This is a genomic window from uncultured Erythrobacter sp., from assembly GCF_947492365.1.
Classification (GTDB): Bacteria; Pseudomonadota; Alphaproteobacteria; order Sphingomonadales; family Sphingomonadaceae; genus Erythrobacter.
Map to the genome: position 1 here is coordinate 2,066,090 of NZ_CANLMB010000001.1, position 16,259 is coordinate 2,082,348.

At 61.6% G+C, this 16,259-nt stretch carries 16 protein-coding genes; 9 read left to right on the top strand and 7 right to left on the bottom strand.

Features of this window, described 5'->3' with window-relative positions:
- Window position 1 precedes the first annotated feature (1 nt).
- From Q0887_RS09875 to Q0887_RS09885, 3 genes are all read right to left on the bottom strand, one after another.
- The gene (locus Q0887_RS09875; RefSeq protein WP_299194441.1) at window positions 2–568 is read right to left on the bottom strand and encodes a Smr/MutS family protein; all 567 of its coding nucleotides are present in this window, start codon (window positions 566–568) and stop codon (window positions 2–4) included.
- Window positions 568–1,764 carry a murein transglycosylase A gene (locus tag Q0887_RS09880; protein WP_299195312.1) on the bottom strand — a complete coding sequence of 399 codons (1,197 nt, stop codon included), beginning with the start codon at window positions 1,762–1,764 and terminating at the stop codon, window positions 568–570. Before Q0887_RS09880 ends, Q0887_RS09875 begins: the two co-directional genes overlap by 1 nt.
- Before the next feature lie 96 nt (window positions 1,765–1,860).
- Window positions 1,861–2,517 (bottom strand): Tim44/TimA family putative adaptor protein, encoded by a 657-nt coding sequence (locus tag Q0887_RS09885; protein ID WP_299194444.1) that lies wholly within the window; start codon window positions 2,515–2,517, stop codon window positions 1,861–1,863.
- A gap of 346 nt (window positions 2,518–2,863) precedes the next feature.
- Here Q0887_RS09885 and secB point away from each other — a divergent pair, with 346 nt between their 5' ends.
- From secB to Q0887_RS09905, 4 genes are all read left to right on the top strand, one after another.
- Window positions 2,864–3,400, top strand: coding sequence for a protein-export chaperone SecB (secB, locus tag Q0887_RS09890; RefSeq protein ID WP_299194446.1), 537 nt, complete (start codon window positions 2,864–2,866; stop codon window positions 3,398–3,400).
- A gap of 27 nt (window positions 3,401–3,427) precedes the next feature.
- On the top strand, window positions 3,428–5,008 hold the full coding sequence (gene murJ, locus Q0887_RS09895) for a murein biosynthesis integral membrane protein MurJ (protein ID WP_299194448.1): 1,581 nt from the start codon (window positions 3,428–3,430) through the stop codon (window positions 5,006–5,008).
- A 5-nt stretch (window positions 5,009–5,013) separates the two neighbouring features.
- Entirely contained in the window at window positions 5,014–6,033 is a 1,020-nt protein-coding gene (trpS, locus tag Q0887_RS09900) for a tryptophan--tRNA ligase (protein ID WP_299194451.1), read from the top strand.
- A 119-nt stretch (window positions 6,034–6,152) separates the two neighbouring features.
- Entirely contained in the window at window positions 6,153–6,821 is a 669-nt protein-coding gene (locus Q0887_RS09905) for a DUF4136 domain-containing protein (RefSeq protein WP_299194454.1), read from the top strand.
- 122 nt (window positions 6,822–6,943) lie between these two features.
- On the opposite strand, the gene dut is transcribed toward Q0887_RS09905, so the two are convergent.
- Window positions 6,944–7,402 (bottom strand): dUTP diphosphatase, encoded by a 459-nt coding sequence (gene dut, locus Q0887_RS09910; RefSeq protein WP_299194456.1) that lies wholly within the window; start codon window positions 7,400–7,402, stop codon window positions 6,944–6,946.
- Window positions 7,399–9,090, bottom strand: coding sequence for a bifunctional phosphopantothenoylcysteine decarboxylase/phosphopantothenate synthase (locus Q0887_RS09915; RefSeq protein WP_299195314.1), 1,692 nt, complete (start codon window positions 9,088–9,090; stop codon window positions 7,399–7,401). The genes dut and Q0887_RS09915 overlap by 4 nt, the downstream gene beginning before the upstream one ends.
- A 239-nt stretch (window positions 9,091–9,329) precedes the next feature.
- On the opposite strand from Q0887_RS09915, the gene Q0887_RS09920 reads away from it, so the two are divergent.
- Entirely contained in the window at window positions 9,330–9,713 is a 384-nt protein-coding gene (locus Q0887_RS09920; RefSeq protein WP_299194458.1) for a DUF4345 family protein, read from the top strand.
- Here Q0887_RS09920 and ubiB read toward each other — a convergent pair.
- Together ubiB and Q0887_RS09930 are read right to left on the bottom strand one after the other, a co-directional pair.
- Window positions 9,710–11,269 (bottom strand): 2-polyprenylphenol 6-hydroxylase, encoded by a 1,560-nt coding sequence (ubiB, locus tag Q0887_RS09925; protein WP_299194460.1) that lies wholly within the window; start codon window positions 11,267–11,269, stop codon window positions 9,710–9,712. The two genes, Q0887_RS09920 and ubiB, sit on opposite strands and share 4 nt — an antisense overlap.
- Before the next feature lie 4 nt (window positions 11,270–11,273).
- Window positions 11,274–12,029, bottom strand: a complete 756-nt coding sequence (locus Q0887_RS09930; RefSeq protein ID WP_299194462.1) for a class I SAM-dependent methyltransferase — start codon at window positions 12,027–12,029, stop codon at window positions 11,274–11,276.
- Between the two features lie 55 nt (window positions 12,030–12,084).
- On the opposite strand from Q0887_RS09930, the gene mutM reads away from it, so the two are divergent.
- The 4 genes from mutM (at window position 12,085) to Q0887_RS09950 (ending at window position 16,257) form a co-directional block, all read left to right on the top strand.
- Window positions 12,085–12,900 carry a bifunctional DNA-formamidopyrimidine glycosylase/DNA-(apurinic or apyrimidinic site) lyase gene (gene mutM / locus Q0887_RS09935; RefSeq protein WP_299194464.1) on the top strand — a complete coding sequence of 272 codons (816 nt, stop codon included), beginning with the start codon at window positions 12,085–12,087 and terminating at the stop codon, window positions 12,898–12,900.
- Window positions 12,901–13,034: 134 nt separating this feature from the next.
- A complete protein-coding gene (rpsT, locus tag Q0887_RS09940) occupies window positions 13,035–13,295 on the top strand; it encodes a 30S ribosomal protein S20 (protein WP_299194466.1) in 261 nt (86 codons plus the stop codon).
- A gap of 459 nt (window positions 13,296–13,754) precedes the next feature.
- Window positions 13,755–15,215, top strand: coding sequence for a chromosomal replication initiator protein DnaA (gene dnaA / locus Q0887_RS09945; RefSeq protein WP_299194469.1), 1,461 nt, complete (start codon window positions 13,755–13,757; stop codon window positions 15,213–15,215).
- A 265-nt stretch (window positions 15,216–15,480) separates the two neighbouring features.
- Complete coding sequence (locus tag Q0887_RS09950; RefSeq protein ID WP_299194471.1) at window positions 15,481–16,257, top strand: HesA/MoeB/ThiF family protein; 777 nt, start codon at window positions 15,481–15,483, stop codon at window positions 16,255–16,257.
- Window positions 16,258–16,259: the final 2 nt, after the last annotated feature.

Consider the following 16,259-nt stretch of genomic DNA (forward strand, 5'->3'; position numbering starts at 1 on the left):
ACTACCCCCGCTTCATCACCAGATAGAGAGCACCTTCGCCCCCATGGCGCTGGTGCGCTCTTCGTATGGCGGAGATGGAATCGGCGTGATGGCTGACCGCGAGCCAGTCGAGCAGTTTGGCGCGGATTGCCCCGCGCTTGGCCCCGCGATCCGCCGGATCAACCGGACGTTCTCGCCCTGCAACCACCAGCACAACTCGCGCTCCCATGGCCCGCGCCTGATCGAGCCCGTCCATCACCCGCGTATAGGCGGCATCGAGCGAATGGCCGTGCAGGTCGAGCGTGTAGTCTGGTGCGACTTGGCCTGCCTTGAGTCGCCGGTTCCAATGCGAGTCGAGCTGCGAGTTGAAGCGCACCGGGCGCGGCGCAGGTGCTGGCAAAGTCGGGCGAGCTTGCACAGCGACGCGTTTGGGCGGGGCTTTGACCGGAGGCTTCGGAGCAGCAGCAGGCATGACCGGCGCTTTCTCCGGCATTCCCGGCATGCTGCGCCCTGCTATCGGCGTCACGCTTTGCGCCAGCCGCGCCCATGCAGCCTGCTCTTCAGCAGAAAGTCCGCGCGGAATACCCATCAGTCGGAATTGAGACGTGCAACGGTGCCCTTGGGCAGCAGCAGCAGAGCTTGGCCGCGCCCGCTCATCCCGCCTGCGATTTCGCGCGCATCGGCGCCCGCGCCCCAGAATGTGTCAAAGCGGTTTGCGCCTTTGATCGCGCCGCCCGTATCCTGCGCGATCCACAACCCGTCCGCCTCATTCCGGTCAAGGTCGAGCCAGACCGGCGCGCCGAGCGGCACAAAGGCCGGATCTGCTGCAACCGAAGCCTCTCTCCGCACAGGCACACCCAGCGCGCCCAGCGGTCCGTCGCCGGTCAATTCGCGAAAGAAAATCCAGCTTTTGTTGAGCCGCATCAACTCGCGGCCTTCCTGTGGGTTCTCGCGGATATAGGCCATGATGCCCTGCATTGATCCGGGATATTGACCCGGTCCATCGCCCAGCAATCCGCGCTCGCGCATCACGCCGCCAATGCCGGTGTAACCGCGCCCGTTTTGTCCGGCATAGCCGATGCGGATCACATCGCCTTCGGGTGTAATCAGCCGGCCAGACCCCTGGATTTGCAGGAAGAAGAACTCGACCGGATCGGCCGCATATCCGATCACCGGCACGCGCCCTTCCAGCGCGCCATCTTCGATAGCAGCGCGGTCGGGATAGAGCTCGAAATTGCCGTTTGCGTCATAGCGGCCCAGCGGCGCGCGGCCTGTGCGTTCGGACCTCGGCGTATCAACAGGCCAGCCGCGCACAAGATCATCGGGCATGGCGTAAACCGGCACCTCGTAACCTGTACGGCGGGTGCGGCTGCCGCTGATTTCGGGTTCGAAATAGCCAGTGGCAAAGGCGCTGCCATCGCCCACGCGCGCGGTTTCGAAATGCGTCTGGAAGAAACGCGGCGCATCGCGCATCGGCCAACCCACCGCCGCCTCGCATGCGGGCCGCCAATCGGCGCCATAGGCCAGTCCGCTGGCATCTTCGCGGCGGAGCAATTGGGGGCAGGAATCGATAAACCCGGCAAGCGCAGTGCTTGCATCCGCTTGCCCGATACCGAGCGCGCCCACGCTCGGCCCGCGCTGTACACCTGTCAATGCAGCCGTTGGCCCAGTCGGGACAGGAGGAGGCGTCGAAACGCCGGGGCCTGGCGGCCTGCCCTCGGGTATCAGCACGCAGGCAGCGAGGAGCAAGGTCGAAGCCAGCACCGCGCCGGCTCGCAAACGCATATTGGGCGCAGGCTTTGCCACGCTGTCAGGTCCGGGAAGACGGATTACGTCTCTATCGGGAGTGCGCACGAGGGCCATCGGTCAGCCCTCTCGCCCTTAACCTTCGTCGGTTTCGTCGAGCACCCAGTTGGGATCGCTCGATCCGACATTGCGGCTGAAGGTCCAGATGTCGCGGCTTTCAACCGCATCGTCGAGTGAACCTGCGACAACATTGCCGTCCTTGTCGCGCGTTACCGCAGCGATGTCAGCAACGAACAGGATCGCGATCCGCGCCATGCGCTTGTCCAGCGAGGCGGAGTGGATGCGGGTTTCCTCGATCCGGATCAGCTTGTTCTCAAGCGTGTGTCCGGCTTCCTCGCGCGCGTCGATCGCGGCGGAGAAACCTTCATAGACATCATCGTCGCACAATTCGGAAAGCGCATCGCGGTCGCCGTTCCAGAACGCTTCGAGCACCATTTCATAGGCGCCCTTTGCGCCCTCCATAAACATGGCGAGGTCGAAATTGCGGTCTGCCCCGGCAATGTCGCGGATGCCGCGCTCTACCGCTGGCATAACCCCTTCGAGTTCGACCGGACGCAAAGGCGTCGGTTGCGCGGCTTGCGGTGCCTGCGGGTTTTTGGCTTCTGGGCGGTCGGCAGGATCGAAACGCTGCGGAATCGATTCTTCCTCATGCTCCGCCCGGCGGCCAAGCACCGAATAGAGGCGCAGGCCCAGAAAGGCCGCAATCATGGCGAGGACGATAATTTCAACCACGTTAGTACCCAGATATCCTTCCGGCCCCAGACAAGTGGCCATTCAATCGCACGCATTCTGACGTGCAGGACGCATGTAAACAAGCATCCTTACCCGAATTTACGAAAAATCATGCCGACGGGATGCGTTCTGATCACTTATATAGGCCTCAAGTTCAATTCGCCAACGGCCAATCGGTTCAGGATGAAGGCAGAAGCGATTACCGCAGCGCGAGGTTCGCGCGATCTGTTGCCTGTAGGGTCGACCCCTGCTAGGCGCGCGGCCTTCAACTTATCCTTGCTGCGGGCCTAGTATTTGCTCCCACAGCGTAGGAACAATTGCCAGACCAACGAAAGACCAACCGATCATGGCCGAAGAAGGCGACATTCTCACCGATCTTAACGATCCCAAAGCAGGCGCAAATGGCGTGGACAACCAGCCAGCCGCCGGGATCATCACCCAATATGTGAAAGACCTCTCGGTCGAGAACCCCAATGCTCCTGATGTTTATCAGTGGACCGATGCACCGCAGGTTGATGTGCAGTTCAATATCGGCGCGCAGCCCAAGGGCGATCAGGTCACCGAAGTTGAACTGAAGATCAACATCACCGCCACAGCGGAAAAGGGCACCGCCTATCTGGTCGAGCTGTCCTATTGCGGTCTAGTCGGCCTGCGCAACATTCCTGAGCAGCAGGCGCATGCCTTCCTGTTTGCCGAAGCACCGCGCATCCTCTTCCCGTTTGCCCGCCGCGTTGTTTCAGACGCTGTGCGCGATGCCGGGTTCCCGCCGCTGATGGTCGATCCGATCGACTTCAATGGCCTTTACGCGCAGCAGCTTGCCGCTCGCCGTGCGCAGGACGAAGACGCCGGCGGCGATGCACCCGCCCCGACGGGTGACGCCTGATCTGAACAATGATGCGGGCCTGATCTCATGAGCCTGCTCAAACACGTCGGGACCATAGGGTCACTGACGATGGTCAGCCGCATTGCCGGAATGGCGCGCGAGATGATTTTCTCGCGCGTCCTCGGCGCCAATGCGGTGACAGACGCCTGGTTTCAGGCCTTCATCATCCCCAATGTGTTCCGGCGGCTGTTTGCCGAAGGGGCATTTTCGGCGGCCTTTGTGCCGATGTTTTCCAAGCGGCTGCACGGACACGACGATCCGGAAAAGGGCCTAGAAGAAGCGCGCAGCTTCAGCGCCGATGTGCTGAGCGTGTTCCTGCCGGTGCTGATCGCACTGGTCGCGGTGTTCGAGATCGCAATGCCGGGCGTGATCTGGCTGCTGAGCGAGAAGCCGGTTGATCCTGAGACCTATCCGCTCGCGGTTGATTTCGCGCGGATCATGTTCCCCTACATCATCCTCGTCAGCCTTGTGACCCTGTTCACAGGCATGCTCAATTCCGTCTCGCGCTTTGCACCCGGAGCAAGCTTTCCGATCATCCTCAACCTCGTTCTGATCGCGGCTTTGCTGGCGGGTGAGTGGTTTGCGAAGAACACCGGCGCGAGCGTCGAGCAAATCGCTTACGGCATCGCATGGGCGGTGACCGGCGCTGGGGTAATGCAGCTCGCATGGCTGTATTACTGGACGCGGGTCGAGGGGTTTCGCCCCCGCCTGCTCTGGCCGCGCATCACGCCGGAGGTGAAACGCCTGTCGATCATTGCGCTCCCCGCAGCGATTGGCGGCGGCGCGTATCAGATCAACACGCTGGTGCAGCTCTACTTCCTCAACCAGCTTGAGGACGGTTCGGTCAGTTACATGAATTATGCCGACCGGCTCAATCAGCTGCCGCTCGGGATTATCGGCATCGCGCTTTCGACCGCGATCCTGCCAACGCTTTCACGGTTTATCGGCGGCGATAACAAGGAAGGCGCGGATCGCATCCAGTCCGATGCTATCGAGCTGTCGATGCTGCTGACAATCCCCGCAGCGGTCGCACTGGCGATCTGCGCGGAGCCGTTTGTGACCATGATTTTCCAGGGTGGCCGGTTCGACCTCGCCGATGCTGCTGTGACTGGCGAGGTGCTCGCCGCGCTGGTTCTGGGCCTCCCCGCCTATGTGCTGGTGAAGGTGCTGGTGCCCAATTTCTACGCCCGCGCGGATACGAAGACGCCGGTTGTGGCTGCCTTTATCTCGCTCGGCGTGTTCATCACCGCGTGTATTCTGGTGCTCGACACTTACGGCGTGATCGGGGTTGCCTATGCCAGTGTTGTTGGCGCGTGGATCAATGTCACCTTCCTGCTCATCGTGCTCGCGCTGCGCGGCCATTACACCATGCCAGCCGTGCTGATTTTCCGGATCGCGCGGCAGGTTCTCGCGGCTGCGGCCATGGGCGCGGCCTTGTTCTACACGCGCGACCTGCTAACCGGCTGGTTCTCTGCCGGTCTGTTTGAACGGCTCGGAGCGCTTCTGGCTCTCGTCGGAGCAGCCGCCATTGTCTATTTCGGCATTGCCTTCGCGGTCGGAGCCATCGACCGCCAGCGCATCGCCACTCTTACGAAGAAAGCAAGCTGACCATCATGCGTGTCGTCTCTGGCATCCAGCCCACCGGCAAACCCCATCTCGGCAATTACCTTGGCGCGATCGTCAATTATGTGAAGTTGCAGGAAGAGGCGCACGCTGCAGGCGGTGAATGCTTCATCTTCCTCGCCGATCTGCATGCGATCTCGCAGCCGCATACTCCGGCCGAGCTGACGCAGAACACCCGCGAAATGGTGGCCACTCTGGTCGCCTGCGGGGTCGATCCGGCCAAGACCGTGCTGTTCAATCAGGCGCAGGTGCCCGCCCATGCAGAGCTGCAATGGCTGCTCAACGGCACCGCGCGGATGGGCTGGCTCAACCGCATGACGCAGTGGAAGGACAAGGCGGGCAAAAACCGCGAGGGCCAGTCGGTCGCGCTGTTCACCTATCCGGTGCTGCAAGCCGCCGACGTGCTGCTCTATCAGGCGACCCATGTGCCGGTGGGCGAAGATCAGAAGCAGCATATCGAGCTGACCCGCGACATTGCGCAAAAGTTCAACAATGACTTCTGTGCCGAGGACGCGCCGGTCTTCACCATCCCCGATGTCTACACGCCCCCTGCTGCCGCTCGGATCATGTCCCTGCGCGATGGCACCGCCAAGATGAGCAAGTCGGACCCGTCGGAAATGAGCCGCATTTCGCTCACCGATGATCCGGACACGGTGATGAAGAAGGTCAAAAAGGCCAAGACCGATCCTGAACCCTTGCCTTCGGAAGAAAAGGGTCTGGAAGGCCGCGCCGAAGCGCTCAACCTCGTCACGATCTACGGCGCGCTGACGGGCAAGAGCGTCGCGGAAACGCTTGGCGAATATGGCGGGCAAGGATTTGGCGCGTTCAAACCGGTGCTGGGAGAAGCTCTGGTGGAGACGCTGCGCCCGATCAATGCGCGCTTTATGGAGCTGAAGGAAGACGGCGAAGCGCTCGACGCGATCCTTGCTCGAGGAGCTGCGCAGGCACGCGAGCACGGTATCCCGACGCTGGATGCTGCCTACAAGGCATTGGGACTGGTGCGCGGCTAGGCGGCAGTTCAACACCCGTTCAGGGCCAGTCGCTACACATTGTGTCCGCATCGGGGGGCGAATCGCGGTTGCATGCGTGCTGGTGAAGCACGTGCGACTGTGCCATTAAGGATCGTGATATGACCTCACAACCAACCAAACTCAGCCGCGCCATCCGCTTTGCCCTTGGCGGAGCGATCGCGCTTGGCCTTTCCGCCTGTGCGCCTTCTTTCAAAGCCGACGTGTCGCGCTTTCAGACGCAGCTTCCCGCGCCGCAGGGTCAGACCTTTGCGGTTGTGGCCGAAGATCCCGCGCTTGCAGGCGGTCTCGAATTCGCGCTCTATGCCGATCTTGTCGCCGAACAGATGGCGGGTCTTGGCTATGTCGAGTCGGCCAGTCCCGAGGCGGCCAATCTGCTGGTCCGCTTCGATTACGGCGTCGATAATGGCCGTGAGCGGGTGCGCAGCACCGGTTTTGCAGCCGATCCGTACTTCAGCCCTTGGGGACGCTTTGGCGGTTTCAGCCGTCGCCGCGCCTTTGCCTTCGGCTTCTACGATCCGTTCCTCGCCGGGCCGGAAGTGCGCAGCTACACTGTCTACACCTCCGACATCGAGATGAAGATCGACAACACCGCCACCGGCGAACGTCTGTTCGAAGGTCAGGCACAGGCCGTCTCGCGCACCAATCGCTTGCAGTCGCTGGTACCCAATCTGGTCGAAGCAATCTTCACCGATTTCCCGGGCAGCAATGGCGAGACTTTGCGCATCACCATCCGCGAAGACGGCAAAAGCGTGCGCGCGATCGACTGACGATTTGAATCAACTTCCCCTGCGTGGGAAAATAGGGCGGTGCCAGCAAATGGCGCCGCCCTTTTTGTTGGGTGCTTTGCGGGGTGGGTGTCTCTGGATTGCTCGGTGGGGCAAATCCTGCGCTAGAGCTTCGCGTGGCCTCCGGTAGAGCCAAACCCGCCTGCCCCGCGCTCGGTAGCGTCCAGCTCCTCAACCTCGTCCCACGCCGCCTGCACGACCGGCGCAAGCACCAGCTGCGCGACGCGATCACCGCGCGCGATGACGAAATCCGCATCGCCGTGGTTGATCAGGATCACTTTCAGCTCGCCGCGATAGTCCGAATCGATGGTGCCGGGGGTATTCGGGACGGTGATGCCGTGCTTGAGCGCGAGGCCTGAGCGCGGGCGGACCTGAATTTCGTAGCCATGCGGGATTGCCAGCGCGAGGCCGGTTGCGACCGGATAACGCGCGCCGGGTTTCAGCGTAACGTCTTCGGCGCTCACCACATCCATGCCCGCAGCGCCGCTGGTGGCATAGGCTGGCAGGGTCAGCCCTTCGCCATGCGGCAGGCGTTTAACCTCGACATTCACAGAGTTGCTCATTGTTCGGCTTCGGCGTTCAAGGCTGCGGCGATCCGTTCGACCAGTGCAATGGCAACATCGAGCTTTGGCATCTCATCGAGGCTTTCGACACCCTCGCTGCTGACAATGTGAACCTTGTTCATATCGCCGCCCATCACATCGCCCGATACGTCATTGGCGACGATCCAGTCGCAGGCCTTGCGCTTGCGTTTCCTTTTAGCGTTGTCGAGCACGTCATCGGTTTCGGCGGCGAAGCCCACCACAAGAGCGGGACGTTTGTCGCCCGCTGCAAGGTTGGTGAGAATGTCGGGGTTTTCGGTCAGCATCAAGGCAGGCGGCGCAGAGCCGCGCTTCTTGATCTTCTCATCGCGATATTCCTTGGGACGCCAGTCGGCGACCGCGGCCACCATCACCGCCGCATCGCAAGGAAGCGCGCGCTTGACCGCGGCGGACATTTCCTCGGCGCTTTCGACGTCGATGCGGTTCACGCCCGCAGGCGTCTTGAGGGCGACCGGGCCTGCAACCAGCGTCACATCCGCACCCAGCGCCGCAGCGGCTGCTGCAATGGCAAAACCCTGTTTCCCGCTGGAACGGTTGGCGATGTAGCGCACCGGATCAATCGATTCCCATGTGGGACCGGCGGTAATCAGGACGTGGCGCCCCTCGAGCGGCTGGTGCGAGGGGTCAACCTTGAGCGCGCCGGCGACATCTTCCTCTTCGGCCTCGATCACATCGGCCTTTGCAGGCGCAGCCGACTTGGCCGCCGCCTTCCTGGCGACAGGAGCCTCTTCTTCGATTTCCTCGGGCGCGAGGCGGCGTTCATCAACTTCGTGATTGATCGCATCGGGATCAATCGGAGGTGCAGCCTTGCCCTTGCCCTTGGTCGCCAGCGGTGAACCTTCGAGGTCGGGATTGAACTCGACCTCCTCTTCTTCGAAGAACTCGGCATCTTCGGGCAATTCGGCGTCGAGATCGGCCTCCAGCTCGGCATCGATTTCTTCGGCGCTGCGTTTGTCGGTCGAGCGCGGGATGATCTTGGACAGCAGGCCGGAAAGCCCGCCCATCGCGGTGCCGTCCTCTGCCCCCTCATTGTCGGGTTCGAGCGCTTCAAATTCCGCTGCATCGTTGGCGGGGAGCGGCACAGGCGCTTCGTCCTCGACTTCGATGCCGAAATGCGCGGCGATTTCGCGCCAGATCGCGTGCGGTTCGGGCAAGCGGCCATAGCCGAACTCGCCGCATGCCATCGCGCCTTCATCAGGGTGCATGACGTTCACGCCCGCTTCGGAGAGCGTTTCGACATTGCGCTGGGTCGAAGCGTGTTCCCACATCTTCACGTTCATCGCCGGGACCGCCATCACCGGCTTGTTGGTCGCAAGGATCAGAGTGGTGGCAAGGTCATCGGCAATACCCGCCGCCATCTTTGCCATCAGATCGGCAGTGGCGGGGCACACGACCACCAGATCGGCCTCACGCGACAGTTCGATATGACCCATCTCGACCTCGTTCTTGAGATCGAACAAGGAGGTGTAAACCTGGTTCTCGGACAGCGCAGCGAGCGACATCGGCGTCACGAATTGCTGCCCGCCTTTGGTTACAACGCATGTGACATCGCCGCCGCCTTTGCGGATCAGGCGCACAAGCTCACAGGACTTATAGGCCGCGATCCCGCCGCCCACGACCAGAAGCACTTTCGGCCCCTTAGATCCCATCTCCGCCATCACTCCTCATGCCTCGCGCCTTTTTCAAGCGCTTCGGCACCTTCCCTAGCGACCCGTCTAAGCCGCGCCAAGTCCAGCCTGCGCAAGTCCCCAGTCCTGTGCGGCATGACGCACAGGATTGCCCTTGGGACTGCGCTGACGCAGGCCCCTTGCACAAGGGACGAAATTCGGGTTGATCGGGGTTTGAGGAAACGCGTCACCCAGGCGCGGATTGAGGGGGGATTGAATCAATGAAGATCGCGCTGCGTATCGTGCTGGCCCTTGGCGGGTTGCTGTTGCTCTATATGGGATTTGGCTTCCTGACCGATCCGGTGAGTGCCGGTGCAGATTTTCTTGGCCTGGCCGTCGAAGGCGCACATGCGACCACCTCGGTTCGATCAGATTTCACCGCATTTTTCGGCGTTAGCGGCGCTGCATTCCTTTGGGGTGCGTGGAAGCAATATGGCGCGGCACTGGTCTTCGGCGCTGCCCTGATGCTGGTCACACTCGCGGCAAGGCTTGTCTCGCTTGCGATCGATGGCAGCTTTGACGGCTACATTGTACCGATGGTCGTCGAGCTGGTGCTGGGCGTTGCTGGACTGCTCGGCGCTAAGATCCTGCCTGAAAAGGCCTAGATCAACCCCGCATAGCTCGCGCCCCAGACCGCGCCTGCACCGACGAGCCCGGCGACGAAATAGCCGAGCCAGCCTCCGCCGTTGCCCTTGCTGCGATCAGTGAGGAGCTTGATCTCTGGCAAGGGTGGCGGTTCAGGTGCGCCCCCTTTGGGCGGAAACCGGTCCTCGATCCGGCGGATCAGCGCAGGCAAGCGCAGCAATGTCTCGGTGTCTTCCTTGATCCGGTCGGCCACAGCCGCCTCCGGACCCAACTCGTCGCGGATCCAGCTTTTCACATAGGGGCCGGAAACGTCCCACATATTGATGTCGGGATTGAGCTGGGTCGCGATCCCCTCGACCATCACCATCGTCTTTTGCAGCAGCAGCAGATGCGGCTGCGTCTGCATGTCGAAATCGCGGGTGATTGCAAACAGTCCGTCGAGCATCTGTCCGACCGACAGATCCTTCACCGGCTTGCCGCGCATCGGCTCACCCACCGCGCGCAAGGCGGTCGCGAACTCTCCAACCGAATGGTAGCTCGGCACATATTGCGCCTCGAAATGAATTTCAGCGACGCGTTTGTAATTGCCAGTCGTCAGCCCGTAGAGAATTTCCGCCAGCCATTGCCGCGCACGGCGGTCGATCCGGCCCATAATGCCAAAGTCGATGGCGACAATCGTGCCGTCCTTTTCGACGAACAGGTTCCCCTGATGCATATCGGCGTGGAAGAAACCCGCGCTGATCGCCTGTGTAAGAAAGCTCAGCACCAGGCGGTTCGCAATCTCGTCCAGATCGTGACCGGCAGCGATAAGTTCATCGGTCTTGGAAATCTTGATCCCGTCGACCCACTCGATCGTCAGCACCCGGCCATTGGTGCGGTCCCAGTCGATACCGGGAATACGGTATCCGCCGACGCCCTTCATCCCTTCGGCCAGTTCCGATGCCGAAGCAGCCTCGCGGCGAAGGTCCAGCTCTGAATTGGTCCAGCGCTTGAAGTTTGCAATCGTGAGGCGCGGTCGCAGGCGCGTGGCCTCTCCGCCCATCGCCTCGATATGCGCGGCGGCCCATTCATAGGTCTCGATATCGCGCGCGAACTTTTCGCGGATGCCGGGGCGCAGCACTTTGACAGCGACCGAGCGGCCATCGCTCGTCACCGCACGGTGGACCTGCGCGATGGAGGCAGCGCCAACCGGCACAGGGTCGATCTCAGCGAACAGCTCGCTGATCGGCTGATCGAAAGTCGCTGCAAGCTGCGCTTCGATCTTGTCGAAGGATACAGGCGGCAGGTCATCTTGCAGGCTCAGAAGGTTTCGCGCCGCTTCATCGCCGACAAGGTCAGGCCGGGTCGCCAGCGATTGCCCCAGCTTGATCGCCGCCGGACCAATCGCGCGAAACGCGCCAGCGTAATCGCGTTCGCCGTTCTTCGACGTAAAGGTCGCGAGCCGCGCGAGGCGCACCAGCCGCTTTACCGGCACAGGCGCGTTGGGATCGCTCTCGATCCCCACCAATGCGCGGCGGCGCGCAAGCGTGATCCCCCAACGCGCGAGGCGGAACATGTGGGTGATGGAAGAGGTCACAGGTTCAGACCTTCCACCCCGAATGGATCGCAACCGCGCCGCCGAGGATCGGTTCGACCTTGGTGTTCACGAAACCGGCTGCGCGGATCATGCTTTCAAACTCAGCCATCTTTGGGAACTTGCGGATCGATTCGACCAGATAACGATACGAGTCGGCATCGCCAGCAATCGCCTGTCCCATGCGCGGCAGCAGCTGATCGGAATAGATATCGTAGATTTCGCGGAAACCGGACCATTCGCTGGTTGAGAATTCCATGCAGTAAAAGCGTCCGCCGGGCCGCAGCACGCGGTACGCCTCGGCCAGCGCGTGATCCTTGAAGGTCACATTCCGGATGCCGAATACGATCGTATAGGCATCGAAGGATGAGCTTGCGAAACTCACCTTCTCGGCGTTCTGGCAGGTAAAGACGAGGCTGCCCGTATCGGGCGTCTCTGCCCGCTCCAACGCGCGTTCTGCGCCGACATCGAGCATGTCCTGATTGATATCAGCGACGGTGATATCCGCCCCGCGATCGGCCATGCGAAAGGCAATGTCGCCCGTACCGCCTGCCATATCGAGGATCCGTTCACCCGGCTGCGGCTTCACCCGTTTGACGAACTTGTCCTTCCACCCGCGATGCATGCCAAAGCTCATCGCATCATTCATGATGTCGTATTTCTTGGCGACGCTGGTGAAGACCTCGCCCACGCGGCGGGTCTTTTCCTCAGGACTTACATTCTCGTACCCGAAGGAGACGGTGTCAGATGTGCTTTCACTCATGCCGCTGCCCCTAGAGGGAATTGCCCCGCGCGCAAAGAGTGATAAGGCCGAATGCATGCCAGAATTACCAGAGGTCGAGACAACGGTTCGGGGGCTTGCCCGCTTTCTTGACGGGCAGCAGATCACGCGAGTGGTGCTCAATCGCCCCAACCTGCGCCGTCCCTTCCCGCCCGAACTGGTGCAGGTGATGACGGGAGCGCGCGTGACCGGCTTGTCACGGCGGGCCAAATACGGCCTGATCCATCTCGACCGCGACATGACCATGATCTTTCATCTGGGCATGAGCGGGCGCTGGCGGATCGACCCTGATGAGGCGGACAAGCACGACCACCTGCTGCTCGAAACTGCGGACAATGCCTTTGCCCTGTGCGACCCGCGGCGATTCGGTTCGGTTGATCTGGAGCCGACCGGTGCGCTCGACCAATGGCCTTCCTTTGCCAGCCTTGGCCCCGAACCTCTCGGCCCTGACTTTTCGGCTCAGCAGCTGAAGGCCGCGCTCAAAGGCAAAAGCCAGGCGATCAAGCTGTGCCTGCTCGACCAGCGCGTCGTCGCCGGGCTTGGCAACATATATGTGTGCGAGGCGCTTTGGCGTTCGGGCATTCATCCGGCCAAGGCAGGCGGCAAAGTGACTAGGCCCCAGCTGGAACGGCTCGTCCCGGCGATCAAGGATGTGCTCACCGCCGCAATCAGCGATGGCGGCTCCTCTTTGCGCGACTATGCCGCGCCAGACGGAGAGCTGGGATACTTCGCCACGCGCTTCGATGTCTATGGCCGCACAGACGAGGCTTGCCGCCGCGAGGATGGCGGTGCTATCCGCCGGATCGCGCAAGGCGGGCGCAGCACATGGTATTGTGCGAAGTGCCAGAAGTGAGGGAATTCTTGACGTTCGGGCCCCTCCCGCTTATGTGCGCGCCTTTCCGGCGGTGAATCGCCGTTTTTCGAGCATTACAAAGAATCATCCGGTCGCATGGCGCGGCCCGCACATAACGCGAGACAGACAGACATATGGCCAATACGCCGCAAGCCCGTAAACGCATCCGTCGCAACAATGCCCGTGCCGAAGTTAATGGCGCCCGCATGAGCCGCATCCGCAACTTCGTTAAGAAGGTCGAATCGGCTTGCGAAGCCGGTGACAAGGATGCCGCTGCTGCCGCACTCAAAGCAGCCCAGCCTGAAATGGCTCGCGGTGTTGCTCGCGGTGTGATGCACAAGAACACGGTCGCGCGCAAAATGTCGCGCCTGTCAAAGCGCGTCGCCGCTCTCTGATTCGGGTTGTGAAGAGGCCGATTCGGCCTCACTCAGGTGCACTACCTTCAGCAAAGTAACGTAGGTATTGTGGATAAGGGCCGTGCCGATTGGCGCGGCCCCTTTCGTTTGTGCGCTGCATGGCAAGGGCAAGTCACAGAAACCCAAGGAATTTCCGCGATTCGCACCTCCCAAAAGATCAAAATACTTTGAAATCAATGACATGAACGCAAGCCTGCGGGATAGCGGCGAGTCAACAACAATATTTAGATTTTATTACAATTCCTCGCTTGCGATCTGCGCCCAGAGAGCCATTATCTGGCCATCGCCCGGGGCGGGACAGCTCGGGTATCAACAGTCTGGTCGACGGGGGTAGCTCGCGAAACATCGTTTTTCGAGCTTGGGGCAACTTTGCCTGTCGTGAATTCGTTTTAGCCGCTCCGGAAGAGATTCCGGAGGCGGGATAGTCGTGGGGAAGCAATGGTGCACAAGATAGATAAGGCGCGGTCAACGCGTCGCCATTCGGATGAAGATTTGATGGAAGATGCCGAAGCCGTAAATCTCGCAGCCGATTGGGCCGATATCAGCCAAGGTCTCCGCAAAGACCTGGGCCATCAATTGCACAGCCAGTGGATCAAGCCGATTCAGGTTGGCGGGATCAACAAGGAAAACGGCACACTCGACCTGTTCCTGCCGACCGAGTTTTCGGCAAACTGGGTCAAGGACCGCTTTCACGACCGCCTTCAGCTCGCATGGAAGATCGTGCGCGGCGATGTGCGCAACGTAAACATTCAGGTTCACCCCGGCCGCCGCCAGCTTCCCGAACTGCGGCTCGACGATGGACGCCGCCCTGCCAATGATGGCGCAAGCGCGATTGCTGTCGCAGCCGGCACGATTGGCGATTCGGGCTTTACCAGCTCGGTCGGCCTCGATCCCTCGCTCACCTTTGCCGCCTTTGTAACCGGCGAGGCCAATGTTCTGGCCAAGAACGCTGCCGAACGCATGGCTGCGACCGAGCAACCGCAATTCTCGCCGCTTTATCTCAAAGCCGCGACCGGTCAGGGCAAGACGCATCTGCTGCACGCCATCGGCCACGCATTCCTTCAGGCGCATCCACGCGCGCGCATCTTCTATTGTTCGGCAGAGCGCTTCATGGTCGAGTTCGTCCAGGCACTCAAAGCCAACCAGATGATCGAGTTCAAAGCGCGTCTGCGCAGCTTTGACCTGCTGCTGGTTGACGACATTCAGTTCATCATCGGCAAAGCCTCGGCTCAGGAAGAGCTGCTTTACACGATCGACGCGCTGCTCGCTGAAGGTAAGCGATTGGTCTTTGCCGCTGACCGCGCTCCGCAAGCGCTCGACGGGGTTGAACCGCGTCTGCTCAGCCGTCTCTCGATGGGTCTGGTGGCGGATATTCAGGCCGCTGATATCGAACTGCGCAAGAAGATCCTCGTCTCCAAACTGTCGCGTTTCGCCCCGCTTTCGGTGCCCGAGGACGTGATCGATTTCCTCGCGCGCACCATCACCCGCAATGTGCGCGAACTGGTCGGCGGCCTTAACAAGCTGATCGCTTACGCTCAGCTGACGGGTCAGGAAGTTTCGCTCAACCTGGCCGAAGAGCAGCTCACCGATATCCTGTCAGCCAATCGCCGCCGGATCACGATTGACGAGATCCAGCGCACGGTCTGCCAGTTCTACCGGATCGACCGCAGCGAGATGTCGTCCAAGCGCCGCGCGCGCGCTGTTGTGCGTCCGCGCCAAGTCGCGATGTATCTCTCCAAAGTGCTCACGCCGCGCTCTTATCCAGAGATCGGCCGCAAATTCGGCGGGCGCGACCATTCGACGGTTATCCACGCTGTTCGACTGATCGAAGACCTGCGCCAGCGTGACGCCGATATGGACGGCGATGTGCGGAGCTTGCTGAGGCAGCTCGAAAGTTAATTCGAGTTTCTCGTAGCCCCTCAAGCGCCGGGCGCACGCCATCCGGCGCGCTTGGCTTCGCCGCAACGGCGGCGGCGGCCAGTCGGCCGCTGACTACCGTGACCAAGACGCGAGGCATGGCCGAGGGCAAGGGCGACCGCCCGCCCGCAGCGTGGGCAGCTTGCCTGCCCCAAAGCGAGGATAGCCAAGAGAGCGGACGCGAACGCCGGCGCTTGAGGCTAACAAGGAATCGACAGGCTGTGCACAGGCTGTAAACAGTTTCTCCATGAGTTTACCCGCCCCCTTATCCCCAGCACGCCTCGACCGTTTCGCGCGCCATATCGTGCTGCCCGAGATAGGCGGCGCGGGTCAGGTTGCGCTGGCGGGCAAGCACATCGCAGTGATCGGCCTGGGCGGGATTGGTTCGCCCGCTTTGCAATATCTCGCAGGCGCGGGGATCGGACGCCTTACGTTGGTCGATGACGATGTGGTCGATGCCTCGAACCTCCAGCGCCAGACCATCTTCACCGCCCGTGATGTCGGACATGGCAAAGCCACCAGCGCGCGTCGCTGGCTCGCCAATTTCGACGATGCCATCGACGTCACTCTCAGCGACACGCGGATTAGCCGCGACAACGCTTCGGAACTGATCGCAGGCGTCGATCTGGTGCTCGACGGGACCGACAATTTCGCCACTCGCCTCGCAGTCTCCGATGCCTGCGTAGCCGAGCGAGTGCCGCTGCTGTCTGCGGCTGTCGGCCGCTTTCAAGGACAGGTCGGGGCCTTTGCTGGGCACCTTGCGGGTCAAGCCTGCTACAGGTGCTTTGTCGGCGACGCCTTCGATGCCGAGGATTGCGACACCTGCGCCGAAGACGGCATGCTGGGCGCGATGGCTGGCTGGGCCGGAAGCTTTGCCGCGATGCAGGCGGTGCGCGTGCTGCTCGCCGGAGTCAGCCGCTTTGGCCAACCGATGTGGGGCAAGCTGCATATCCTCGACGGGATGCAGCCGGGGATGCGCACGCTCAGCATTGCGAAGGACGAAGCTTGCAAAGGATGCGGATAGAC